22 protein-coding genes and 1 tRNA gene are annotated in these 23769 nt (G+C 61.2%); 17 read left to right on the top strand and 6 right to left on the bottom strand.

The genetic code is table 11. From position 1 onward, the window contains the following. The first annotated feature begins 22 nt into the window (after positions 1-22). The 10 genes from DevBK_RS05370 to DevBK_RS05325 all read left to right on the top strand — a co-directional run bounded on the left by DevBK_RS05370 (position 23) and on the right by DevBK_RS05325 (position 9479). Complete coding sequence (locus DevBK_RS05370) at positions 23-382, top strand: bleomycin resistance protein (RefSeq protein WP_061907373.1); 360 nt, start codon at positions 23-25, stop codon at positions 380-382. A gap of 151 nt (positions 383-533) precedes the next feature. Continuing rightward, positions 534-3209 carry a DNA gyrase subunit A gene (gene gyrA, locus DevBK_RS05365; protein WP_410494063.1) on the top strand — a complete coding sequence of 892 codons (2676 nt, stop codon included), beginning with the start codon at positions 534-536 and terminating at the stop codon, positions 3207-3209. A 109-nt stretch (positions 3210-3318) separates the two neighbouring features. Beyond that, positions 3319-4533 carry an MFS transporter gene (locus DevBK_RS05360; RefSeq protein ID WP_317184717.1) on the top strand — a complete coding sequence of 405 codons (1215 nt, stop codon included), beginning with the start codon at positions 3319-3321 and terminating at the stop codon, positions 4531-4533. A gap of 90 nt (positions 4534-4623) precedes the next feature. Beyond that, positions 4624-5244 (top strand): LysE family translocator, encoded by a 621-nt coding sequence (locus DevBK_RS05355; protein WP_317184716.1) that lies wholly within the window; start codon positions 4624-4626, stop codon positions 5242-5244. 106 nt (positions 5245-5350) lie between these two features. After that, positions 5351-5845, top strand: a complete 495-nt coding sequence (gene coaD / locus DevBK_RS05350) for a pantetheine-phosphate adenylyltransferase (RefSeq protein WP_317184715.1) — start codon at positions 5351-5353, stop codon at positions 5843-5845. Beyond that, complete coding sequence (locus DevBK_RS05345; RefSeq protein ID WP_410494062.1) at positions 5845-6429, top strand: peptidylprolyl isomerase; 585 nt, start codon at positions 5845-5847, stop codon at positions 6427-6429. The genes coaD and DevBK_RS05345 overlap by 1 nt, the downstream gene beginning before the upstream one ends. Positions 6430-6650: 221 nt before the next feature. After that, entirely contained in the window at positions 6651-7166 is a 516-nt protein-coding gene (locus tag DevBK_RS05340) for a peptidylprolyl isomerase (RefSeq protein ID WP_317184714.1), read from the top strand. A 71-nt stretch (positions 7167-7237) separates the two neighbouring features. Then, entirely contained in the window at positions 7238-7687 is a 450-nt protein-coding gene (locus tag DevBK_RS05335) for a DMT family transporter (RefSeq protein WP_317184713.1), read from the top strand. An 83-nt stretch (positions 7688-7770) separates the two neighbouring features. After that, on the top strand, positions 7771-8856 hold the full coding sequence (gene queA / locus DevBK_RS05330; protein WP_317184712.1) for a tRNA preQ1(34) S-adenosylmethionine ribosyltransferase-isomerase QueA: 1086 nt from the start codon (positions 7771-7773) through the stop codon (positions 8854-8856). After that, positions 8853-9479 carry an exopolysaccharide biosynthesis protein gene (locus DevBK_RS05325; protein WP_317184711.1) on the top strand — a complete coding sequence of 209 codons (627 nt, stop codon included), beginning with the start codon at positions 8853-8855 and terminating at the stop codon, positions 9477-9479. Before queA ends, DevBK_RS05325 begins: the two co-directional genes overlap by 4 nt. 1 nt (position 9480) lies before the next feature. On the opposite strand, the gene DevBK_RS05320 is transcribed toward DevBK_RS05325, so the two are convergent. Then, positions 9481-9921, bottom strand: coding sequence for a hypothetical protein (locus DevBK_RS05320; RefSeq protein ID WP_317184710.1), 441 nt, complete (start codon positions 9919-9921; stop codon positions 9481-9483). Positions 9922-10050: 129 nt separating this feature from the next. On the opposite strand from DevBK_RS05320, the gene DevBK_RS05315 reads away from it, so the two are divergent. The 4 genes from DevBK_RS05315 to map all read left to right on the top strand — a co-directional run bounded on the left by DevBK_RS05315 (position 10051) and on the right by map (position 14471). After that, entirely contained in the window at positions 10051-10839 is a 789-nt protein-coding gene (locus tag DevBK_RS05315) for a mechanosensitive ion channel family protein (RefSeq protein WP_317184709.1), read from the top strand. Positions 10840-10907: 68 nt separating this feature from the next. Next, positions 10908-12047: a tRNA guanosine(34) transglycosylase Tgt gene (gene tgt, locus DevBK_RS05310; RefSeq protein WP_317184708.1), complete on the top strand. Its 1140-nt coding sequence runs from the start codon at positions 10908-10910 to the stop codon at positions 12045-12047. 24 nt (positions 12048-12071) lie between these two features. Then, positions 12072-13712: a glucose-6-phosphate isomerase gene (pgi, locus tag DevBK_RS05305; protein WP_317184707.1), complete on the top strand. Its 1641-nt coding sequence runs from the start codon at positions 12072-12074 to the stop codon at positions 13710-13712. 3 nt (positions 13713-13715) lie between these two features. Continuing rightward, positions 13716-14471, top strand: a complete 756-nt coding sequence (gene map / locus DevBK_RS05300; RefSeq protein ID WP_317184706.1) for a type I methionyl aminopeptidase — start codon at positions 13716-13718, stop codon at positions 14469-14471. Positions 14472-14622: 151 nt separating this feature from the next. Here the strand turns inward: map and DevBK_RS05295 are convergent, their stop codons facing one another. Both DevBK_RS05295 and DevBK_RS05290 read right to left on the bottom strand, forming a co-directional pair. Next, positions 14623-15150, bottom strand: coding sequence for a hypothetical protein (locus DevBK_RS05295; protein WP_156352094.1), 528 nt, complete (start codon positions 15148-15150; stop codon positions 14623-14625). A gap of 28 nt (positions 15151-15178) precedes the next feature. Then, entirely contained in the window at positions 15179-15358 is a 180-nt protein-coding gene (locus DevBK_RS05290) for a hypothetical protein (protein ID WP_317184705.1), read from the bottom strand. Between the two features lie 146 nt (positions 15359-15504). On the opposite strand from DevBK_RS05290, the gene DevBK_RS05285 reads away from it, so the two are divergent. Continuing rightward, complete coding sequence (locus DevBK_RS05285; RefSeq protein ID WP_317184704.1) at positions 15505-17229, top strand: ABC transporter ATP-binding protein; 1725 nt, start codon at positions 15505-15507, stop codon at positions 17227-17229. Positions 17230-17245: 16 nt separating this feature from the next. On the opposite strand, the gene DevBK_RS05280 is transcribed toward DevBK_RS05285, so the two are convergent. Continuing rightward, positions 17246-17320, bottom strand: a tRNA-Lys gene (locus DevBK_RS05280). Between the two features lie 105 nt (positions 17321-17425). Then, a complete protein-coding gene (locus DevBK_RS05275; RefSeq protein WP_317184703.1) occupies positions 17426-18217 on the bottom strand; it encodes a hypothetical protein in 792 nt (263 codons plus the stop codon). 103 nt (positions 18218-18320) lie between these two features. On the opposite strand from DevBK_RS05275, the gene glmU reads away from it, so the two are divergent. Both glmU and glmS read left to right on the top strand, forming a co-directional pair. Beyond that, complete coding sequence (gene glmU, locus DevBK_RS05270) at positions 18321-19670, top strand: bifunctional UDP-N-acetylglucosamine diphosphorylase/glucosamine-1-phosphate N-acetyltransferase GlmU (protein ID WP_317184702.1); 1350 nt, start codon at positions 18321-18323, stop codon at positions 19668-19670. A gap of 1 nt (position 19671) precedes the next feature. Next, positions 19672-21498 carry a glutamine--fructose-6-phosphate transaminase (isomerizing) gene (gene glmS / locus DevBK_RS05265; RefSeq protein WP_317184701.1) on the top strand — a complete coding sequence of 609 codons (1827 nt, stop codon included), beginning with the start codon at positions 19672-19674 and terminating at the stop codon, positions 21496-21498. 116 nt (positions 21499-21614) lie between these two features. Here glmS and recG read toward each other — a convergent pair whose 3' ends face one another. After that, positions 21615-23723 (bottom strand): ATP-dependent DNA helicase RecG, encoded by a 2109-nt coding sequence (recG, locus tag DevBK_RS05260; protein WP_317184700.1) that lies wholly within the window; start codon positions 23721-23723, stop codon positions 21615-21617. Positions 23724-23769 lie beyond the last annotated feature (46 nt).

Genomic DNA, 23769 nt, shown 5'->3' with positions numbered 1-23769 from the left:
GATCCATTCGCTTCCGGAGGTCATCATGGATTTCGCCACGCCCAACCTGCCATCCCGCAGCTTCGACGCGACCGAGGACTTTTACCGTCCGCTGGGATTTTTGCGCAGCTATCGCGATGACGGTTGGATGATCCTCCAACGTGGCACAATCCAGCTGGAGTTCTTCGCGCACCCCGACCTCGATCCGGCAACGAGCTGGTTTAGCTGTTGTCTGAGGCTCGATGACCTCGACCAATTTTATGATGCGTGCAGAGCGGCGAACCTGCCTGACACGCGCACCGGCTGGCCGCGCATTCATCCGCCGCGGCGCGAGCCATGGGGCGGAACGGTCGCGGCTTTGATCGATCTCGACGGCACGCTGCTGCGCCTGATCCAGAACTGAAGCGATCTCCACAGCCGAATGCCCATAAATTGGCATTTTTCGCCGAGATCGCCTATGATTTGAGGAACAAGAATCAACGTAGAATCACCCCGTGACAGATACGCCTCAAGGTGCGAGCGGCGACATCGCTCCGATCTACATCACCGACGAAATGCGCAAGAGCTATCTCGACTACGCGATGAGCGTGATCGTGAGCCGCGCCCTGCCGGATGTGCGCGACGGGTTGAAGCCGGTGCACCGCCGCATTCTCTTCTCGATGAGCGAAAACGGCTACGAATATAACAAGCCGTTCCGCAAATCGGCCCGTGTCGTCGGCGACGTTATCGGTAAATACCACCCGCATGGCGACAGCGCGGTCTATATGGCTCTCGTGCGTATGGCGCAGGAATTTTCGATGGGCGAAATGCTCGTCGAGGGCCAAGGCAATTTCGGCTCGGTCGACGGCGATATGCCGGCGGCCATGCGTTACACCGAAGTCCGTATGCGCAAGATCACGGGCTTCATGCTCGACGATCTCGATAAGGACACTGTCGATTATCGCGATAACTATGACGGGTCCGAGCGCGAGCCGACCGTCCTGCCGGCGCGGTTCCCCAATATGCTGGTCAATGGCGGCGGCGGCATCGCCGTGGGCATGGCGACCAATATCCCGACGCACAATCTCGCAGAGACGATCAACGCGGCCCTGGCTGTGCTCGACAATCCGTTCATCACCACGGAAGAACTGATCGAGGTTTTGCCGGGTCCGGATTTCCCGACGGGCGGCATCATTCTGGGTCGCGCAGGCATCCGCCAGGCTTACGAGACCGGGCGCGGCTCGATCATCGTGCGTGGACGCTCGACGGTCGAGGAAGTGCGCAAGGAACGCGAAGCAATCGTCATCACCGAGATTCCCTATCAGGTGAACAAGGCGACGATGGTCGAACGCATTGCCGAACTGGTGCGCGAGAAGCGCATCGAAGGCATTGCCGATCTTCGCGACGAATCGAGCCGCGAAGGCATGCGCGTTGTCATCGAGGTTAAGCGCGATGCGCTGCCCGATGTGGTGCTGAACCAGCTCTATCGCTTCACGGCGCTGCAATCCTCGTTCGGTTGCAACTTCGTGGCGCTCAATGGCGGCAAGCCGGAGCTGATGAATCTCAAGCAGATTCTCGATTGCTTCATCGCCTTCCGTGAGGAAGTGGTGACGCGTCGTGCGCGGTTCTTGCTCAACAAGGCTCGCGATCGCGCCCATATCCTCGTCGGTCTCGCCGTTGCCGTGGCCAATATCGACGAAGTCATTGCGCTCATTCGCACCGCGCCCGATCCGGCCACGGCGCGCGAGCAGTTGATGACCCGCCGCTGGCCTTCTGCCGACGTCGAGCCGCTGATCAAGCTGATCGACGATCCGCGCCACCGCATCAATGAAGACGGCACGTTCAACCTTTCGGAAGAACAGGCCCGCGCCATTCTCGAACTGCGTCTTGCGCGTTTGACCGCTCTCGGTCGCGACGAAATCGGCGAAGAGCTCAATGGCCTTGGTGCCGAGATCGAAGACTATCTCGATATTCTTCGTTCGCGTGAGCGCGTGCGCTCGATCATCCGCGAAGAACTCGAAGCCGTGCGAGAAGAATTCGGCCGTCCGCGCCGCACCGAAATCAGCGACCATGCCGCCGATTTCGACGACGAAGACCTGATCGCGCGCGAAGACATGGTCGTGACCGTCAGCCATGCCGGTTACATCAAGCGCGTGCCGCTCTCGACCTATCGGGCGCAGAACCGCGGCGGCAAGGGCCGCTCGGGTATGTCGACGCGTGAAGAAGATTTCGTGGCGCGGCTGTTCGTTGCCAATACGCATACGCCGGTGCTGTTCTTCACCAGCCGCGGCATTGCTTACAAGCTCAAGGTCTGGCGCCTGCCGCTTTCGGCGGCCAATGCCAAGGGTAAGGCGCTGATCAATATCCTGCCGCTTGAGCAGGGCGAGCGCATCACATCCATCATGCCGCTGCCCGAGGATGAAACCTCGTGGGGCAATCTCGACATCATGTTCGCGACGACGCGCGGCACCGTGCGCCGTAACTCGCTCGCCGATTTTGTCGAAGTGCGCCAGAACGGTAAGATCGCGATGAAGCTCGACGATGGCGATGAGATCGTCGGCGTCGACACCTGCACGATCAACAATGACCTGCTGCTGACGACGGCGCTTGGCCAAGCCATCCGCTTCCGCGTCGACGATGTGCGTCTTTTCAAGGGCCGCGATTCCATGGGCGTGCGCGGCATTCAGCTTGCCGATGGCGACAAGGTCATTTCGATGGCCGTGATCAACCATTCGGACGCCGATGCCGAGCAGCGTGCGGCCTATCTCAAGATGAGCCGCGCCGTGCGTGGCGAAGCAGAGGCCGAAGAGCCGAGCACCGACGAAGCCGATGTCGTGGCCGGTGCGCTTGAGCCGGAACTCTATGCGTCGATGAGTGCCAGCGAGCAGTTCATCCTCGCCATTTCCGAGAATGGCTATGGCAAGCGCACCTCGAGCCACGAATACCGGATCACCGGGCGTGGCGGTAAGGGCATCGTCGCCATGGCGGTCAACAAGCGCAACGGCAATCTGGTCGCTAGCTTCCCTGTGGAAGACGAAGACCAGATCATGCTGATCAGCGATGGCGGCCAGACCATTCGTCTGCCGGTGGGCGGCGACAAGCCGATCCGCATCGTCAGCCGCGGCAGCCAGGGCGTCATCGTCTTTGATACCGCCGATGGCGAAAAGGTCGTGTCGGTCGAGCGCATTAGCGAGCCCGAAGGGGACGAGGAAGACGGTGGCGAGGCGCCACCACCGCCCGAGACCACGTAGAACTAGGATCGGGGGCGCCAAGGCGCCCCTTGTCTTTTCGGGCGGCTGATCGACCGCAAAGCCAATCCGAAGATGTCGATTTCTTCCGCGCCAAGCTGGAGCGTGCGTTATGAGTGATGGTCAAAAAGCCACTTACGGCGCGCTTCTGAAACTGCCGGTGGCACGGCGCCTGGCGCTGGCCAGCGTGCCGGCTGACTTTGCTGACTGGCTCGATTATGCGGCCGTGATTGCGCTGGTGGTCTATGCTTGGGGCGAGGGGCCGTTGGCGCTGGCTCTTTTCGCTCTCGCTCTGAGCCTGCCTTACGTGCTGGTAGGGCCATTTGTGGCGGTGTTTGTCGATCGCGCGCCGATCCGCACCGTGCTGATCCTCAGCAATCTCGGGCGCGCATTGGCAACTTTGAGCCTGGCATTCACGGGCGACACGCTGGTTCTGCTGGCGCTGGTTTTTGTCCGTGGATGCGTTGATTCCGCTTTTACCCCGGCGCGGCAGGCGGCCATCCAGACCAGCACGCCAGAGCATTTGCGCGGCGTCGCCAATGGCTTGCACCAGGCGATCAATCAGACATCAAAAATCGCTGGCCCGGCGATTGGCGGCCTGCTGCTTGTCGTCTGGCCAGCGCAGAATATTTTCATGCTCAATGCGGCGCTGTCGCTGGTGGCGACGCTGATTGCCGTCTCCCTCGTTTTGCCGCCGCGGCCATCGTCAACCGAGGAGCGCGGGCGGTTCGTCACCGAGTCACTCAAGGGGATCAGCGAATATCGACGCAGCCGGCGATTGATGGTAGCGCTGATCTTTGCCTCCTGCGCCTATTTCGCCTTCTTCCTTTATGACGCGCTGATCGCGCTTCTGGCCAAAGGCTTTGGCTTCGACGAAACCGCCTTTGGCCTCGCGATTTCCGCCGCGGGATTGGGTGGGCTGCTGGGGGCACTCGTTGCGGGTCAAATGGCCGGTAAACGGCCGATGCCCACCATGGCATTGGCAGCCGTCATTTCAGGGGCGACGACCGCGGCAGTGGCTGCCTCGGCAATGATGGGCTGGACCGTGCAATTGCCGGCGTTTCTCCTGGTGCTGTGCTTCATGGGTGGAGCGACGGCGTTCATGCTTGTGCCCTATCGGACCATCGTTCAGACCGACGCACCGCCGGACCGGATTGCGCGCGTCTTTGCGGCGGGTGAAGCGGTGATCACCATGACCATGCTGTCCGCGCCACTGATCGGCAGCGCGATCGCGAGCCATTGGGGAACGCCGGCGGCGTTTCTTGTCGGGGGTGTGCTGCTGCTGGCTCTGGGCGCCATTACCCTCGTCGCGCACCGCGGCGATTGACCAAGGGATCGGACCGGCGCCTAGTGCGCTGCGGAGGACTTGCAAGCTCTCACGATATTTGCTTGCTGATCATGCTGCTTGAGAGCCGTCATGATCGACCCTGCGATTATTGTTCCTTATATCGGCGCCTGCTTTCTGCTCGCGATCGTTCCTGGACCGACGGTGACAGTCATCGTCGCCAATTCGCTGTCGCGCGGCACGTCGGCGGGGCTCGCGATTATCGCGGGGACGCAGGCAGGCTTTTTGGTGATGACCATCATCGTCGCACTCGGCATGCAGGCAATGGTCGCCTTCATGGGGGCAGCTTTCGATTGGCTTAAATTGATTGGCGCGGCTTACCTGATCTGGCTTGGGATCAAGATGCTTTTGAGCGATGGGCATCTCGGCGTGGCGGAGACTGACCGCCGGAAATCGATTGGCCGGATCGCATTAGAAGGGTTTCTGGTCCTGATTTCAAATCCTAAGGTCCTGATTTTCCTCGGGGCCTTCTTGCCGCAGTTCGTCGATACCTCGCGCCCGGCTTTTCCGCAGGTGATGATACTGGGGCTGATCTTCATGATTGTCGCCGCCTCGACAGACAGCGTCTATGCCCTGCTCGCCGGTCGGGCACGGGGTGTCTTGAGTGCTGCGCGGGTGCGTATCGTTGCGCGTGGCGCCGGCATCCTGCTGATGCTCGGCGGCGTCTGGCTCGCGCTGCAGAAGCGGGCCTAATTGTTTGCTCCAACGCTTTGCACGGTGGCAACGCTTCGTGGTCCGCGCGCTTGCCACGCATCGCGCCTCGTGACAAAAACCATTTGAAAACAAGAGGGAGGGGCAGATGAACGCTCTCGTTGGATTCTATCCGGGCTCGTTCGATCCACTGACCAATGGGCATCTCGATGTCATCGAGCGCGCCTGCAAGCTGGTCGATACGCTGGTGGTCGGCGTGGGCGTCAGCGCCACCAAGAAGAACCCGCTTTTTACCCATGAGGCCCGGTTCGCGATTCTGGAGCAGGCGCTGCCGCCGGTTGGACTGCGGACCAATACGGTTTTCAAGATCGTCGATTTTTCGGGCCTGATGGTCAATGCGGCCCGCGAACATGGCGCCAAGCTCATTATTCGCGGCCTGCGCGACACCACAGACTACAATTACGAAATGCAGATGGTGGGTATGAACGCGCAGATGGCGCCTGACCTGCAGACCGTTTTCCTGCCCTCGAGCCCGCCCGTGCGGCATATCTCGGCCACATTGGTGCGTCAGATCGCCGAGATGGGCGGGGATATTTCCGCCTTCGTTCCGCCAATCGTCTTCAAGGCCCTGAAAGCATCATGATGACCATTTCCCGCCGCCTCTTCTCCGGCCTCGCTCTGGCTGCCCTCGTTGCGACCGCCGCGCCTGTCATGGCGCAGGAAGGCAAGCCGCACCTGATCCTGACGCTCGAAGACGGTACGGTCGATATCGAACTGCTGCCCGAACTCGCCCCGAAGCATGTCGAGCGCGTCATCGAGCTGACCAAGGAAGGCGCCTATGACGGCGTGGTGTTTCACCGCGTGATCGACGGCTTCATGGCTCAGACCGGCGACGTGCAATATGGCAAGACCGGCGCGCCGGGCTTCAACCTGTCGCAGGCCGGCATGGGCGGTTCGGACAAGCCGGACGTCGAAGCCGAATTCAATTCCGAGAGCTTCCAGCGTGGCGTTGTCGGCGCCGCCCGCTCGCAGGACCCGAACTCGTTCAATTCGCAGTTCTTCATCACCTATGCCGATGCGAGCTTCCTCGATGGCCAATATACGGTTTTCGGCAAGGTCGTCTCCGGCATGGAAGCGGTCGACGCGCTGGAAAAGGGCCCACAGGAAGCCAATGGCGCCGTGGCCAATCCGGACAAGATCGAGAAGGCTGTTATCGAGTATAAGTGAGGCTACTAGCGGCGATTGCCGACACCCCCTCCCAGCCTCCCCCATCTAGGGGGAGGTGTTGGGCTGGTGGTGGGGCGAGATCGAGTCAAATACTCGATATAGCACCTCCCCTTGATGGGGGAGGCCGGGAGGGGGGGACCCCAATACCCGCCTCAAAACCTTGCGCTCTCCAACCATTCGGCCTAAATCCGGGCCACCTCTTTTGAACGAAAGCGAAAATCATGGCAGATTACGCCGATCCAGAAAACACCCTCGTCATCGAAACGACCAAGGGCAATGTGGTTATCGCGATGCGTCCAGACCTGGCTCCCGGCCATGTCGATCACATCAAGAAGCTGGCCCGCGAAGGCGCCTATGACGGCGTGGTTTTTCACCGCGTGATCGACGGCTTCATGGCCCAGACCGGCGACGTGAAGTTCGGCAATTCTGAAAAGCCCGATTTCAGCCCCTCGCGTGCCGGCACGGGTGGCTCGCAGTATCCGAACCTCAAGCAGGAATTCTCGGCTGAGCCGCACGTTCGTGGCGTCGCCTCCATGGCCCGCGCTCAGGATCCGAACAGCGCCAATTCGCAGTTCTTCATCTGCTTCCAGGACGCTCGCTTCCTCGACCGCCAGTATACGGTCTGGGGCCAGGTGATCGAAGGCATGGAAAATGTCGACCAGATCAAGCGCGGTGAGCCGGTGATCAATCCGGACAAGATGGTCTCGGTCAAGGTCGCGGCCGACATCGCAGAATAAGCCAAGCTGGCGGTCTTTCGGGGCCGCCAGTTTTTTATCGTCCAGCGCCACCGGAACGTTCGAAGTTGAAGATGGATACTCTCCTCTGGGCGCTGATGGGCGTCTTTGCGGGTGCCTGCATTGCCGTGCAGGCACCGATCAATGCAAGCCTCGGGCGAGCCCTCGAAGTGCCGATCGCGGCGGCAGCGGTGTCGTTTCTCGCCGGCGGCGTGGTGCTCTGGGCACTGGCGTTTGGCTATAGCCATCTGACGGCGACGCCGATCAATTTCGCCGCTCCCGCGCAGTGGACATTGGTGGCCGGCGGTCTGCTCGGCGCGTTTTACGTATTCTCCAATATCACCCTGACGCCGATGATTGGCGCCGCGGCGGTCATGGCGCTCTCGGTAGCAGGCCAGCTGATGGCCGGGCTCATGCTCGACAAGGTTGGGTTTATGGGCATGGCCGTGCGCGAGATTACCATGGGCCGAGTAGCGGGTGCCGCTCTTTTGATCATCGGCGCGGTGATGATCCGCGTGCTCTAGGCATGGCTGCTGTTCGCGGCGTTCGGCAACTTCGGCGTTAGTGACCCGTTCCCGCCCGCAAGAAGGCATGCTAACGAGCCATCATGCGTGTATCCGAATTCGACTTCGACCTGCCCGAAACCTTGATCGCTCTCCATCCGGCCGAGCCGCGCGATTCTGCACGGCTCTTGCTGGTGCGGCCGGGCGAAAAGCTGGAAGACCGGCATATCCCGGATTTGCTGGACATCCTGCAGCCGGGCGACGTGCTGGTGGTCAACGACACGCGCGTTCTGCCGGCCGAACTCAAGGGCAGCCGCATCCGGGGCGAATTGCGGGCCAATGTTTCGTTCAACCTCCACAAGCGCGTTGACGCGCATACATGGCGCGCTTTTGCGCGGCCGGCGAAAAAGCTGGCGTTGCTCGATGAGCTGGAACTGGGCAATGGTCAGGCTGATGCGCTGAAGGCCCGCGTCGCCGGCAAGGGCGATACGGGAGAAGTGACGCTCGAATTCGAACTCGGCGGCGCAGCGCTCGATGAAGCCATCAAGTCCCATGGCGCCATGCCGCTGCCGCCCTATATCGGCGCCAAGCGGGGTGTCGAGGAGCGCGACAAGATCGACTATCAGACCGTCTATGCGGCCGAAGATGGCGCCGTGGCTGCGCCGACAGCAGGACTGCATTTTACCGAGCGGCTGCTGCAGCAATTGACCGAGCGCGGCGTGACCATGGAACGGGTGACGCTGCATGTCGGGGCAGGGACCTTCCTGCCGATGAAGGCGGAAGACACCGACGACCACGTGATGCATTCGGAATGGGGCGAGATCGATCAGGCAACGGTCGAGCGTATCAATGCCAGGCGTGCGGCAGGTGGCCGGGTCATTGCCGTCGGGACGACAAGTCTGCGGCTGCTCGAAACGGCCTCGCGGGCCACAGGGACCTTGCAGCCCTTCATGGGCGACACGGATATCTTCATCACGCCCGGCTTCCGGTTTCGGACGGTCGACGTGTTGATGACCAATTTCCATCTGCCGAAATCGACGCTCTTCATGCTCGTCAGCGCCTTCGCCGGTTTCGACACGATGAAGGCGGCCTATGCGCATGCGATCGCAGACGGTTACCGGTTCTATTCCTATGGCGACTCCTCGCTGCTGTTCCGCGATCGGTCGCGCGACAGGGATGACGATATTTGACGGGCAAACGCCGCCCAATCGTCCGCTATACCAAGCGCATCGTTTCCGTCCTTGAGACCATCTTCGCCACAGGCGACGAGAAGCTGACCTTCGATCGGTTGATCGAGGCGATGGGGCCGGGCGCGCATCGACTGCTCATCCTCATGCTGACGCTGCTCAACATGATTCCCGGTCCGCCTGGTTTCGGCGGCACATTGGCATGGACGACTTTTGCCGTCGCGCTGTTCATGGTGCTCGGGAAGCCGATCCGACTGCCGAACATTATCGGCAAGCGGAAGCTGCCAATCGCTCCCCTGCTTAGGGGTAGCCAGCAGGTCATGAAGGTGACGGGGATCATCGCCCGCTTTTCCAAGCCACGCATGCGCTGGCTCACGGGCGCCGCAGCGACTGTGCCTTATGGCATCTTCGCCATGGTGATCAGCGTCGCGATGACTGTGCCGATTCCATTCGCCAATGCCGTGCCCAATGTCGGGCTCTGCGTCCTGGCGTTTTCGATGCTCAATCGTGATGGGGCCGGCGTCGTCGTCGGCACCCTGATCTGTCTGATCGGTCTAGGCGTGGAAGTCGCCCTGGTCCTGGCGGCGCTCAACCTCGGCGGCAGCGCCTGGAACGCGGTGTTCTAGCTCAGCCGGCGGCGTTTTCGTGGACGAGGTTGCCGGAGAAGCCGCATGAGGCGCCGTGATATTCAAGGCACCCGTCGCGCTCTTCCATCACCACTGTGCCGTCTTCGTTGAAGGTGAGGCCGACCTCGCAATAGCGCTCGGAAAACATGGGCGAGTCGCTTTCAGGGTCGTACATCTCGTTTTCGACGAAGAAATTGCCGCCGCCTTCCGAGAGCAGCACTTCGCCCTCGATACCACCGGCGCAGCCCGGCATGTCGTTTTCCATAGGCACGACGGTTTCGATCGAAATGCCATAAGCGTCGTCTTCGATGTGGTTCAGCTCAAGCGTCAGATCGCCTTCACCGCTCCCGAGATAGGTGCCGCTATAGTCGGTAGCGTCCTGGGCAAAGACGGGCATGGAGGTGCCGAGCAGGGCGGCAGCGAGAAGCGCGGTGCGGAACATTGAAACCTCAACAGTAATCACAGGTTTGCGATTTGCGCAGGGGAGCATGGCGAAAATCCGGCATGATGGATCTGCAACCATCTCAAGGCTGGAGATTTTCGACAACGGAGCCGCAAACAGGAGCGCGTCGTGCAGGAAGCCGAAATCTTTGGAATCTCAACCGCCTGGATCATAGCCAATGTCTGGTCCATGGTCATCGCCATCGTCGTCCTGGTGGCTGGTTGGATCATTGCCAACCTCGTCTCCCGCTACGTCACTGGGCTCATGAGTTCGCGGCTGCGCAATAATGCGACGGTCGCGCCGCTGGCAGGGCAGGCGGTGCGCTATGGCATCCTGTTCGTCACCATCATCATCGTGCTTGGACAGTTCGGCGTCGAGACGGCGTCGATTCTTGCAGTGCTTGGTGCGGCCGGCTTGGCGATTGCTTTGGCCTTGCAAGGCACGTTGTCCAATATCGCGGCCGGGATCATGCTGGTCTTTCTGCGGCCCTTCAACACCGGCGACTATATCGATGCTGACGGGATAGTCGGGACGGTGGTCGAAGTTGGGCTCTTTGCGACGCAATTGCGGACCATTGACGGGCTCTATCTTTTTGCGCCGAACTCGAAACTTTCGAATGCCAAAATCATCAATTACAGCCGCGAAAAGTCGCGCGTAGTCGAGGTGAAGTTTAACGTGCCGCGCGCCGCCAATCTCGATGCGGTGCGCGCTGCCATCAGCACGGCGCTCGCGACGGAGTTTTCGGATGAGGGCATGAAGCCGGAAATCTGGCTCGATACCTTGGCCGATACCAATATGACGCTGGCCGCCCGCGTGCCTGTGCGCAGCCGGGATTGGTGGAAAGCGCGCTCGATCATCCAGGAGCGGATCAAGACCGTGCTGGAAGAGAACAACAATTTCGCGCCGGCGGCCGCCTGAGCTTTTGATCGCATTGCACATGGGGCAGGGCCTTTCTTCCTGCGGGCCAACCCGCTAGAACCCGCCCCATGAGCACGACGAGCAAACTTGTTACCTTCTCCCTCACGGCGAGCGACGGCATGGCCCGGCGCGGCCGCATCGACACGCCGCGCGGCGAAATCAACACGCCGGCTTTCATGCCCGTGGGCACGGCCGGCACCGTAAAGGCCATGTATCCCGAGCAGGTCCGCGAGACCGGCGCGGATATTCTCCTCGGCAATACCTATCACCTGATGCTGCGCCCGGGCGCGGAGCGCGTCGCTTCGCTCGGTGGCCTCCATGATTTCATGGATTGGCAGCGGCCGATCCTGACCGATAGCGGCGGCTTTCAGGTCATGTCGTTGGCGAAGCTCAGGAAGCTGACCGAGAAGGGCGTGACCTTCAAATCGCATATCGATGGCTCGTCCTACGAGCTGACGCCGGAGCGCTCGATCGAAATTCAGACGCTGCTCGACAGCGACATCATCATGCAGCTTGACGAGTGCATCGCCTTGCCGGCGGAGCGCAAGGAAATCGAGCGGGCGATGGAATTGTCGCTGCGCTGGGCGGATCGCTCGAAGACCGCCTTCGACAACCAGCAGAACCGCATGCTCTTCGGCATCGTGCAGGGTGGCGACGACGCAGAACTGCGCGCCAAATCGGCTGCCGGTTTGAAGTCGATCGGCTTTGATGGCTATTCGATCGGCGGGCTCGCTGTTGGCGAGCCGCAGGAGGTCATGTTCCGCGTGCTCTCCGACATTACGCCGGAACTGCCGTGGGACCGGCCGCGCTATCTGATGGGCGTCGGCAAGCCGGACGATATTCTGGGCGGCATCGAGCGCGGGGTCGATATGTTCGACTGCGTGCATCCGACGCGCGCCGGGCGTCATGGCCATGCCTATACGCGCTTTGGCGTCATCAACCTGAAGAATGCGCGGCATAAGGATGACCACCGGCCGCTCGACGAGGCATCGCCCAACCCGAACTGCCGGCGCTGGAGCCGCGCTTATCTCCACCATCTGGTAAGGACGGAAGAGATTTTGGGCGCGATGGTGCTTTCGCAGATCAACCTTGCCTATTATCAAGAGCTGACTGCGGGCGCGCGGGCGGCGATCGAGGCCGGCCGCATGTCCGATTTTGCGGCCGAAACGCGCGCCGCCTGGGCTGCCGGCGATCTGCCGGTCCTATAAAAATTCCACTTGGAGAAGACTGTCATGGCAAAGTCGGGACGCAAGGCCGGGTTCGAAACGCTGGGCAAGCTCAAGAAGGCGATCGAGAGCCAGCCGATGCGGCTGCTGTTCGCTGAGGACCCGAACCGCTTCCAGCGGTTCTCCGCCAGCGGCGCTGAAATCCTCCTCGACTATTCCAAGAACCGCGTCGATGAAGAGGTGATGACCGCCCTGTTCGACCTGGCGCGCGCTGCAGGTGTCGAAGAACGCCGCGCCCAGATGTGCGAAGGCGAGCATATCAACATCACCGAAGACCGCGCCGTGATGCACATGGCGCTGCGCTATCAGGGCGACAAGCCGGTCGAAGTCGACGGCAAAGACGTCATGCCCGATGTGCGGGCTGTGCTCAAAGCCATCGAGAGTTACACCAACGCGGTGCGTTCGGGCGAAATCCGCGGCCATGGCGGCGAGCAGATCACTGACGTCGTCAATATCGGCATCGGCGGCTCAGACCTTGGCCCCGTCATGGTCACGCTGGCGCTCGCGCCCTATACGCGGCCAGACCTGCGCGCCCATTACGTGTCCAATGTCGATGGCGCCCATATCCACGACACGCTGAAGGGGCTCGACCCCAAGAAGACACTGTTCATCGTGGCGTCGAAGACCTTCACCACCGACGAAACCATGACCAACGCCCATTCGGCGCGGAAGTGGCTGGCCGACGCGCTGGGCGAAGAGGCGGTGCCGAGCCACTTTGCGGCTGTTTCCACCAATATCGAAGGCTGCGCCAAGTTCGGTATTCAGGAAGACCGCATCTTCGGGTTCTGGGACTGGGTCGGCGGCCGCTATTCGGTGTGGTCGGCGATCGGCCTGCCGGTGGCACTGGCCGTCGGCTACGACAATTTTGCAAAGTTCCTGGCCGGCGCCGATGCCATGGACCGTCATTTCCTCGAAACGCCGCTCGAGAGCAATCTGCCTGTTATCATGGGCCTGCTCGGCGTCTGGTATCGCAATGCCTGGGGGTTCTCGACCCATGCCGTGCTGCCTTACGACCAGCGCCTCAGCCGCTTCCCGGCCTATCTGCAGCAGCAGGATATGGAATCGAACGGCAAGTCAGTGACGCTGAATGGCAAGGACGTCGGCTGGTCGACAGGCCCCATCGTCTGGGGCGAGCCAGGCACCAATGGCCAACACGCGTTCTACCAGTTGATCCACCAGGGCACCGACGTCATCCCCTGCGATTTCCTGATCGCTGCGCAGCCGCATGAGAGCCTGCCGCCGCATCACGACAAGCTCGTGGCCAATGTTCTGGCGCAGTCCGAAGCCCTGATGCTGGGCAAGACCTCGGAAGAGGTTGTCGACGAGCTCAAGGCTCAGGGCCTCGACAAGGACAAGATCAAGGAACTGACGCCGCACAAGGTGTTCCCCGGCAATCGTCCGTCCAACACGCTGTTTTACAAGCAGCTTACCCCAGAAATCCTTGGTTCGCTCGTCGCGCTTTATGAGCACAAGGTCTTCGTGCAGGGGGTGATCTGGAACGTCAATTCCTACGATCAGTGGGGCGTCGAGCTTGGCAAGCAACTTGCAAAGGCGCTGCTGCCCAAGGTGCAGGGACAGGCGAGCGGGGAAGGGCACGACAGCTCGACCCAGGGCCTTCTCAAATACTACCTCGCCAACAAGGCCTGATCAGTGACCATTACGACTGACGAGCAGCTCGAAAAGCTGAAAGCCATTGGTCGGATCTGCGCCGTGGCCCGCGAGGCCATGGCGGCGGCGATGCGGCCGGGCATGACGACGCTCGAACTCGACGAAATCGGTGCGAAAATCTTGGCCGAGCACGGCGCGATTTCCGCGCCGATCCTGACCTATGATTTTCCCGGTCACACCTGCATCTCGGTCAATGAGGAAATCGCCCATGGCATTCCGGGCGACCGGGTGCTGCACGAGGGCGATCTCGTCAATATCGACGTGTCGGCCGAATTGAATGGCGTCTTCGCCGATTGCGGCGCGAGCTATGTGCTCGGCAAAGGCGACAAACGGCTCGATACGCTCTGCCGCGATGGCAAAAAGGCGATGTGGGCCGGGATCAATGCGGTCAAGGCCGGCGCGCCGCTTGGCGATATCGGCACAGCCATCGGCAAATTCGCTAAGAAGGGCGGCTATACGCTGATCACCAATCTCGCGAGCCACGGCGTGGGCGATAGCCTCCATGACGAACCGGGCGAAATCCCGACCTGGCCGGATCGCTCGGAGCGCCGGAAGATCGGGAATGGACTGGTGTTCACCATCGAGCCGTTCCTGTCGCTCGGTGGTCGCTATGCGGCGCAGAAGTCGGAAGACGACGAATGGACGCTGGTCACCGATCCGATGGCGCCGTGTGTGCAATATGAGCACACGGTCGTGGCAACGCCGCGTGGGGCGCTGGTGGTGACGCTGGCGGCTTAGATTGCCCTTCGACGGAAGGCCCCCTCACCCGACCCAAGAGGGTCGACCTCTCCCCCTAAGGGAGAGGTGGGGGATGCCTCAGTCGCGGAGCGACACCTCTCCCTCTGGGGGAGAGGTCGGACTGCAAGGCAGTCCGGGTGAGGGGGCCTATTTACAGCCAAACCAGCAACAGCGGCCCCAGCAGCACCAGACCTACCGCCACTGCAAATCTCAGATTACCCAATTGCCGCAGTGATGGCACGCTCAGCGCCGTCGAGAGTACGAAATAGCCTGCCAACGCGATCAGCGCGGGGGCAATGCCGCTGGCCGAAAGCGGCGTATTCTCGTTGAGCTGCAGATAGATCATATGCCCGCCGGCAAAGCCGATCAGCGAGGTGATCACCACGGTTACCGCCTTGGCGGTGATGAGGAGCGCGGTGTCGAGCGTATTGCTGGCCAATGCGAGGGCAATGCCAGTGGCCGTGACATGGACGGCTGCCAGCGTCGCAAATACCTGGTTCTGCGCGAGGAGCGGGATCAGTTCAGGTGGCGCGGTCAGCGGCACGGCGCCGACCATGGGCAGGTTCGCGCCATATTGGGCCATCAGATAGATGATATAGAGCATCACCACCGTGGACGCGGCAAACACGAGCAGGACCGCTGCCAGAACCTTGATCAGGTCCATAGTATCTTGAGACACGCCGCCTCCTGGGCTGAATGGGGCAATATTAGTCGAGGCGGACGATTCTGAAAGCGCTGCGCCGTGGCGTGGGAAAATCGGCCTGGCTGGCGCCGCGCAGTGTCCGCTTGATGGTCATGGGCTTCCTGAAACCATCCGATAGCTCCGCCGCATCGGCTCGATAATCGAGCTCGGCATAGGGATCGGGGGTGCTGGGAGAAGCGGTCATGACACTCAAGGCGGAAGCGGTTGATCCGGGTCATGCCTGCGTCATGGGGCGGCGTCAAGACAGGGACCGCGCATTGCCAGTCCAATCAAATATGACTAAGCCGGTATAAATTTCTAGCCTTTGTCTTTTCGATGAGCCTGAGCCCGATGTTGAAGCGTTTCTATTCCTACTATCGTCCCTATACCGGGCTCTTCGTCCTCGACTTTGGTTGTGCTGTTCTGGCGGGTCTGCTCGAACTCGCCTTTCCGCTTTCGGTCGCCTACGTCATCGACAAGCTGCTGCCGCAGTCCAATTATTCGCTGATTATCGCGGCCTGCGCGGGCCTTCTCGCCATTTATCTGGTCAGCGCCGCGCTCAAAGCCGTGGTCAATTATTTCGGCCATGTGCTCGGCGTGTCGATGGAAACCGACATGCGGCGCCAGGCTTTCGACCATATGCAGAAGCTCAGCTTCCGGTTCTTCGACAATCACAAGACCGGGCACCTCATTACCCATGTGACCAAGGATCTTGAGGATGTCGGCGAAGTCGCACATCACGGTCCCGAGGACGTGTTCATCGCGATCATGACCTTCATCGGCGCCTTCGCACTGATGTTCTTCACCAACTGGAAGCTGGCGATGATCGCCATCGCGCTCGTGCCGATCATGAGCTGGCTCGTCGGCCGCTATGGTTCGAAGATGACGACGAATTGGCAAGAACTGTTCCGCCGTGTCGGCGACTTCAATGTGCGGGTCGAAGATGCCATTGGCGGCATTCGCGTCGTCAAGGCCTTCGCCAACGAGAGCCACGAATCCGGACTCTTCCAGAGCAATAATCTGGCCTATCGCAAAACCAAGCTCGAAGCCTATGCGATGATGACGGCGAGCCTCCTCATCACCTTTCTCTCCACCCGGCTCGTGCAGCTCGTGATCATGCTCTCGGGCGCCTGGCTCGTGGTGATCGGCGAATTGACCTATGGCGGCTTTGTGAGCTTCCTGCTTCTGGTTGACGTCTTCCTCCGCCCGATCGACAAGATCACCGGCGTGCTGGAAAGCTATCCCAAGGGCATTGCCGGCTTTAAGCGGTTCACCACTCTCATCGATACCGAACCCGACATCGCCGATCGCCCGGACGCGGTCGAGGTCGATCGCCTGACCGGCCACATTCGCTATGAGGGCGTTTCCTTTGCCTATGATTCCGGCCGCTCGATCCTGCGCGACGTCAATCTCGATATCCCCGCCGGGGAGACGGTGGCGATCGTCGGGCCATCGGGCGCCGGCAAGACGACGCTATGCTCTCTGCTGCCGCGCTTTTATGAACCGACCGCTGGACGCATCACCGTTGATGGAATCGACATCGCCGATATGACGCAGGCCTCGCTTCGCAAGCAGATCGGCGTCGTGCAGCAGGATGTGTTCCTGTTTGGCGGCACGCTACGCGACAACATCGCCTATGGGGATCTGACGGCGACGGACGCCGATATCATCGCAGCGGCAAAACGCGCGCGGCTCGAGGAAATGATCGCCGGCCTGCCGGCTGGGCTTGATACCGTGGTCGGTGAGCGCGGTGTGAAACTGTCCGGTGGGCAAAAGCAACGTGTCGCCATCGCCCGCATCTTCCTCAAGAACCCGCCGATTCTCATTCTCGACGAGGCGACCTCGGCGCTCGATACCGCGACAGAAGCGGCAATCCAGCAGGCGCTGAATGAACTTTCGGCCGGCCGCACGACGCTGATCATCGCACACCGCCTGGCGACAGTCCGCCATGCTCACCGCATCGTTGTGCTGACGGAGAACGGCATCGCCGAACAGGGCGCACACGACGATCTGCTCAGCCGCCGCGGTATCTATTCGCAGCTGCATTCGGCCCAACAGTTGGGACTTGTCGGCTGATGTGGTTGGGGGAGAGTGGTACGCCGGGAGGGGTTCGAACCCTCGACCATTCGATTAAAAGTCGAATGCTCTACCACTGAGCTACCGGCGCATTTGTCGTCACGAACGCACTGCGGCGTTGGCGCGGAAAATAGCTAGGATGATCCCGGAGTCAACCTCTATTGCGCCGGGTCGTTCCAAGCCTGGGGATGGCGGCTCAGCGCGCCATGCTGACGCCAGCATAGCTGGCCGGCGAACAGGCGATTTCGCGCTGTTCGAGCTTGGCGCAAAGATCACGGGCATTCGAGAGCTTGGCGATGGGCCCAAGAACGATGCGCTGCTGGTTGCTGTCGGTCGCATTGGAGAGGAGCGGCGTCAGGTCCACGGTGAGCGAGCCGAGCTGCACTTCAAGATTGCGCCACTGCATCTCTGCCTGGCCGGGTGAGAAGCTGGAGCCGACAGCCACGGCGTAGCCAACCTGCGCGCCACTGGCGCTGGCAAGCTGGATGGGCGCCGGAATCGGCTGCTCGAGCGGGGATTGACGCACGACAACGGTGCCGCCATCGGCCTCGAACTGCTGGGATGGAGTGCCAGTGATCGACGCGGTCGTCACAGTCCGGTCTATCGGCGCGATGCTCGGACGCGATTCCATGATGACGGGCAGGGCGACTTCCAGTGCACCGAGGCGACGCGCGGCTTCCCCGCCAGACTGTTCCTGCAGCGAGAAGCGCGTGGTCAGGGTATCATTCTGGCGGCGCAACTCTGCCGTGGCCGCGCGCAATTCGGCAACTTGCTGGCGGATCTGTACAATCGAAACCGCGTCATTGCGCGGCGAATGCAACGCCAGAAGTGCGCTGCTGGGCAAAAGTGTCGTCAGATTGGCACCCAGAACGGCAAGCCCGGTGCACACAAGCGCAGCGACGCCCCATGCGGTAACATCGGATTGCGTGATATCTTCTGGAATAGTGGCCAATCGTCCGTCCTCGACAGCCCAGCGAATCATGGGCATTACACGGCCTATTAAAGAGAGATTTCGTTATCTAATCGCCAATGACCGCAGCCTTACAATCGTGGCAATTGGTAAACAGAAGACGACGAGGCGGAGTGCCCCGATGACTGACTTGCTTTCCATCATTCTCGCAGCGGGCGAAGGCACGCGCATGAAATCGGCCTTGCCCAAGGTTTTGCATCCTGTGGGCGGCCTCCCGGTGGTGAGCCACGTGTTGCGCACGGCAAAAGCCGCGGGCTCGACCATCGCCGTTGTCGTGGGCCCAAACCACGAGGCTGTGGAAGCAGCGGTGACCCGGTTTGAAGCCAGCGCGCATATTTCCAAGCAAGTTGACCGTCTAGGGACGGGCCATGCCGTGCAGCAGGCAAGAGCGGCTTATGAAGCGGCGCAGGGCCATGTACTCGTGCTTTATGCCGACAATCCGCTGATCACGGGCGAAACGATTGCCAGAATTGTCGAGAAGCTCGATGGCGGCGCCGACATGGTTGTCGTCGGCTTCCGTCCGGAAAACCCGACGGGCTATGGCCGGCTCCTCACCAAGGACGGACAGATCTTCGCCATTCGCGAGCACAAGGATGCGACCGAAGAAGAACGGCAGATTGGCCTCTGCAATTCCGGCATCATGGGATTCCGGGGCGAGGTTCTGCGCTCGGTCATCGACCGGATCGAAAACAAGAATGCCAAAGGCGAATATTACCTGACCGACGCCGTAGAGCTTGCAGCGCGCGATGCGCGGCGCGTCGATTTCATCGAGGCCGATGCCGCGGAATTGGTGGGCGTCGATAACCGCTTGAAACTGGCCGAAGCCGAGGCGACGTTCCAGGAGTTCAAGCGCAACGAAGCCATGGAAAACGGCGTCACCTTGCGCGATCCGAAAAGTGTCTGGTTTTCCTGGGACACCGAGCTTGGCCGCGACGTCACCGTCTTTCCCAATGTCGTTTTTGGTCCAGGCGTCAAAATCGCCGACAATGTCGAAATTCGCGCTTTCTGTGATATCGAAGATGTCGTCATTGGCGAGGGATCAAGCATCGGTCCGTTCGCGCGCATCCGCGGCGGCGCCGAATTGGGACGGGACGTGCACCTCGGCAATTTCGTCGAGGTGAAAAAATCCAAGATCGGCGATGGCACGAAGGCCGGGCATCTCAGCTATCTTGGCGATGCTGAGATCGGGACGAAGACCAATATCGGCGCGGGCACCATTACGTGTAATTATGATGGTGTGAACAAGGACAAGACCATTATCGGCGACAATGCCTTTATCGGGTCCAACGCCTCGCTGGTTGCGCCGGTCACGATCGGCAATGGTGCTTATACCGCATCAGGCAGCGTCATCACCGAAGATGTGCCGGATGACGCGCTGGCCTTTGGCCGCGCGAGCCAAGTGAACAAGCCGGGCTATGCGCCCAAACTGCGCGAAAGGGCGCTGGCCAAAAAAGCGGCCAAGGGGAAATAAGATGTGCGGCATTGTTGGAATCGTCGGTAACGCGCCGGTTGCGGATCGTCTGGTCGATGCCCTGAGGCGGCTGGAATATCGCGGCTATGACAGCGCGGGCGTTGCTACGCTTGAAAGCGGCTTCATCGCTCGCCGTCGCGCCGAGGGCAAGCTTGGCAATCTGGCGACCAAGCTCGGCATGGAGCCGCTTGGCGGGCATATCGGCATCGGCCACACGCGCTGGGCCACGCATGGCGCGCCGACCGAAACGAACGCCCATCCGCATGCCACCGATCGCGTCGCCGTAGTCCACAATGGCATCATAGAGAACTTTCGCGAGCTTCTGGCCGATCTCGCTCAGGACGGCTACCTGCCTCAGACGCAGACGGATACCGAATCCGTCGCGCTCTGGGTCACCCGCGAAGTTGTCAACGGCGCAGACCCTGAACTCGCCGTCGCGCGCACGCTGAAAAAGCTGAAGGGCGCCTTTGCACTCGCCTTCATGTTCAAGGGCGAGACCAATCTGCTGATAGCGGCCCGCCATGGCGCACCGCTGGCCGTCGGCTATGGCACGACCGAAATGTATCTCGGCTCGGACGCCATGGCGCTGGCGCCGTTTACGTCCAAGCTTACCTATCTTGAAGATGGCGATTGGGCCGTGATCACCCCGGCTGGCGTCACTATCCGCGATGGCAAGGACGCCATCGTGCAGCGCGAGCAGATGCTCTCGCAGGCCTCGGCGCTTCTGGTCGACAAGGGCAATCATCGCCACTTCATGGCCAAGGAAATCTACGAGCAGCCGGAGACCATCTCGCACACGCTCAGCCACTATGTGGATATGGGCGCAGAGAAAGTGGCGATCCGCGAAAACCTGCCCTTCGATTTCGCTGATCTTTCTCGGCTAACCATGAGCGCCTGCGGCACGGCTTATTATGCCGGCGCCGTTGCCAAATACTGGTTCGAGCGCTATGCGCGGCTGCCGGTCGATATCGATGTGGCAAGCGAATTCCGCTATCGCGAACCACCGCTCGACAAGAATGGTCTGTCGCTCTTCATTTCCCAGTCGGGCGAAACCGCTGACACGCTGGCCGCTTTGCGCTACTGCGCCAGCCAGGGTCAGCATGTGGCAAGCTTGGTCAACACGCTGGAATCCACCATTGCGCGCGAGTCCGGTGTCGTCTTCCCGATCCTCTGCGGCCCTGAAATCGGCGTTGCCTCGACCAAGGCGCTCACTGCGCAATTGACCTCGCTTGCCAGTCTTGCGATCGCTGCTGGCCGCGCCCGTGGCGTTGTCAGCGCCGAGGAGGAAGCCGAGCTTGTTCGTGCGCTCACGGCGCTGCCATCGGCCGTCTCGACAGCGCTGGGTTCAGAAGGCCAGATCATCGAAATTTCCAAGCGCCTCTCCAAGGCCAAGGACGTGCTCTATCTCGGCCGCGGCCCGATGTTCCCCATCGCCATGGAAGGCGCGCTCAAGCTCAAGGAAATCAGCTATATCCACGCTGAAGGCTATGCCGCGGGCGAATTGAAGCACGGGCCGATCGCGCTGGTTGACGAAGCCATGCCCGTGATCGTCGTCGCGCCATCGGACGAACTGGTCGACAAGACCCTGAGCAATATGCAGGAAGTCGCCGCCCGCGGCGGCAAAATCATCCTGATCACCGATGCCGAAGGCGCCAAGACCGTGGGACATGGCGTTGCCGACATCATCGAAATCCCGCACGTCCACTCCTTCGTCGCGCCGATCCTCGCGACTATTCCGGTGCAATTGCTGGCCTATCATACTGCCGTGTTCATGGGTACGGACGTGGATCAGCCGAGGAATTTGGCGAAGTCGGTTACGGTGGAGTAGGCAGCACATCATTCCGCCCTTCGTCATTGCCGGGCTCGTCCCGGCAATCCATCTCGCCTCCGCATGGACCACCAGGACAAGGCCGGTGGTGACGATGGAGCTGCGGGTAGGTCGATTTAGCCCGCCCGGATCAGCGGGATCGCCAGGTCTTTCCTGAACAAATAAAGCAGGGTGCGCGCCGCCTCGCCGTCTGTGCCAGTCAGCGCGGGGTTGCGCTGCATAAGCGCCTTGGCGTCGTCGTGGGCGAACTCCAAGAGGTGGCGATGCACGTCAGGGACGGCGAGGCGGTAGCCGGGCATGCCGGATTGGCGAGTGCCCAAAATATCGCCCTGGCCACGAAGTTCGAGATCGCGTTCGGCGATTTCAAAACCGTCCTCGGTGGATTTGATCGTTTCGAGACGCGCTTTCGCAGTTTCGCTGACCGGGTCTTTGTAGAGTAAAAGGCACGCTGAGCGCTGGGAGCCGCGACCGACGCGGCCGCGAAGCTGGTGGAGCTGGGCGAGGCCGAAGCGCTCCGCATGCTCGATGATCATGATCGTAGCATTGGGCACGTCGACGCCGACTTCGATGACGGTGGTGGCGACTAGTAGCTTGATTTCGTTGGCCTTGAAGCGGGCCATGACCTCCTGCTTGGCGGCGCCGGACATGCGGCCATGGACGAGAGCGACGTCGAGGCCGAAGATTTTTTGCAGTTCAGCAAAACGGTCCTCGGCTGAAACGACCTCGAGGGTTTCGCTTTCTTCGACCAGTGGGCAGACCCAATAGGCTTGGGCGCCTTCGGCTAGGCGCGACTGCAGACGAGAGATGACCCGGTCATAATCGCCGATCGAGAGAGCGGCGGTGTCGATCGGTTGGCGGCCGCGCGGTTTTTCGCGGAGGACGCTGACGGCCATGTCGCCAAAATGGGTGAGGACGAGCGTGCGCGGGATGGGCGTTGCGGTCATGACCAGAAGGTCGGTATGCCGGCCCTTTTCCGAGAGCGCCAGGCGTTGGTGGACGCCGAAGCGATGTTGTTCGTCGACGACGGTCAGGCCTAAGTCCTTGAATTCTATGCCGGACTGGAAGAGGGCGTGGGTGCCGACGGCGATGGTGGTCGAGCCATCGGCGAAACCGGCAAGGATGGCGCGGCGCTCGCCGGCGGGCATCTTGCCGGTGAGGAGCGCGCAACCGAGACCGGCCGCGTCGCAGATCGGTTTGATGGTCCTAAAGTGTTGGGAGGCCAACAATTCCGTCGGTGCCATCAGCGCGGATTGGGCGCCGGATTCGGCCATTGCGGCCATGGCCATCAGGGCGACGACGGTCTTGCCGGAGCCGACATCGCCCTGCAAAAGCCGGGACATGCGCTCGGGCGAGGCGAGGTCGGCGCGGATTTCTTCGAGTGCCTGGTTTTGCCCTTCAGTCAGCGAAAACGGTAACGCTTGGGCAACCTTTGACGTAACCTTTCCCGTAAATCGGCGCGCGACGCCGGCTTCCGACACCATCGACGAGCGAAGAAGCTGGAGCGTGATCTGACCGGCGAGATATTCGTCATAGGCGAGGCGTTGCCGGGCAGGGGCCCAGAGTTCGGCTTCACCCGGATTTTCCGGCAGATGCACCATGCGCATGGCTTCGGCAAAGGTCGGCCACTTGCGTTGCGCAAGGGTGGTGTCGTCGATCCATTCGGGTAATGGAGGGACGGCCTCTACTGCCTGGCGCACGAGCTTGGCGAGGGCTTTTGAGCTCAGGCCATTGGTGAGCGGATAGACGGGCTCAACGAGCGGCAGAGTGGCGAATTTTTCTGCCTCGACGATGTAGTCCGGATGCGTGATCTGCTTTTCGCCGTTGAAGAAATCGATCTTGCCCGAGACATAGCGCTCCTCGCCGACCGGCAGCGCCTTTTCGACCCAGCCGCCTTGGGCCCGGAAGAAGACGAGGCTGATATCGCCGCTCTCATCATGGGCGAAGACCCGATGCGGAATGTGCTCGCGTCCGCGCGGCGGGGGCTGGTGGCGGTCAATGTGGAGTTTGAGCGTGACGATCTGGTTGAGATAGGCCTCGGCAATGCCGACCTGCCGACGCCGATCGACAACGCCGGACGGCATATGCATCAGGATGTCGAGGACGATGGCTTCTTGGCCATCGGGCGCGCCGAAAAACCGCGTCAGCAGCGCGCCGAGTTTGTCCCCGACGCCCTTGATGGCGTGGAGTGAGCGGAACAGCGGTTGAAGAGTTTCTGGGCGCGACACGAGTGATTCTCCTGCCCGAAACGTCGCACAAAAGAACAGGAGAAGA

Source organism: Devosia sp. BK, from assembly GCF_032907385.1.
GTDB lineage: Bacteria > Pseudomonadota > Alphaproteobacteria > Rhizobiales > Devosiaceae > Devosia.
Note: the sequence above shows the minus strand (reverse complement) of the source record. Positions and strands in the feature narration are given on the sequence as shown.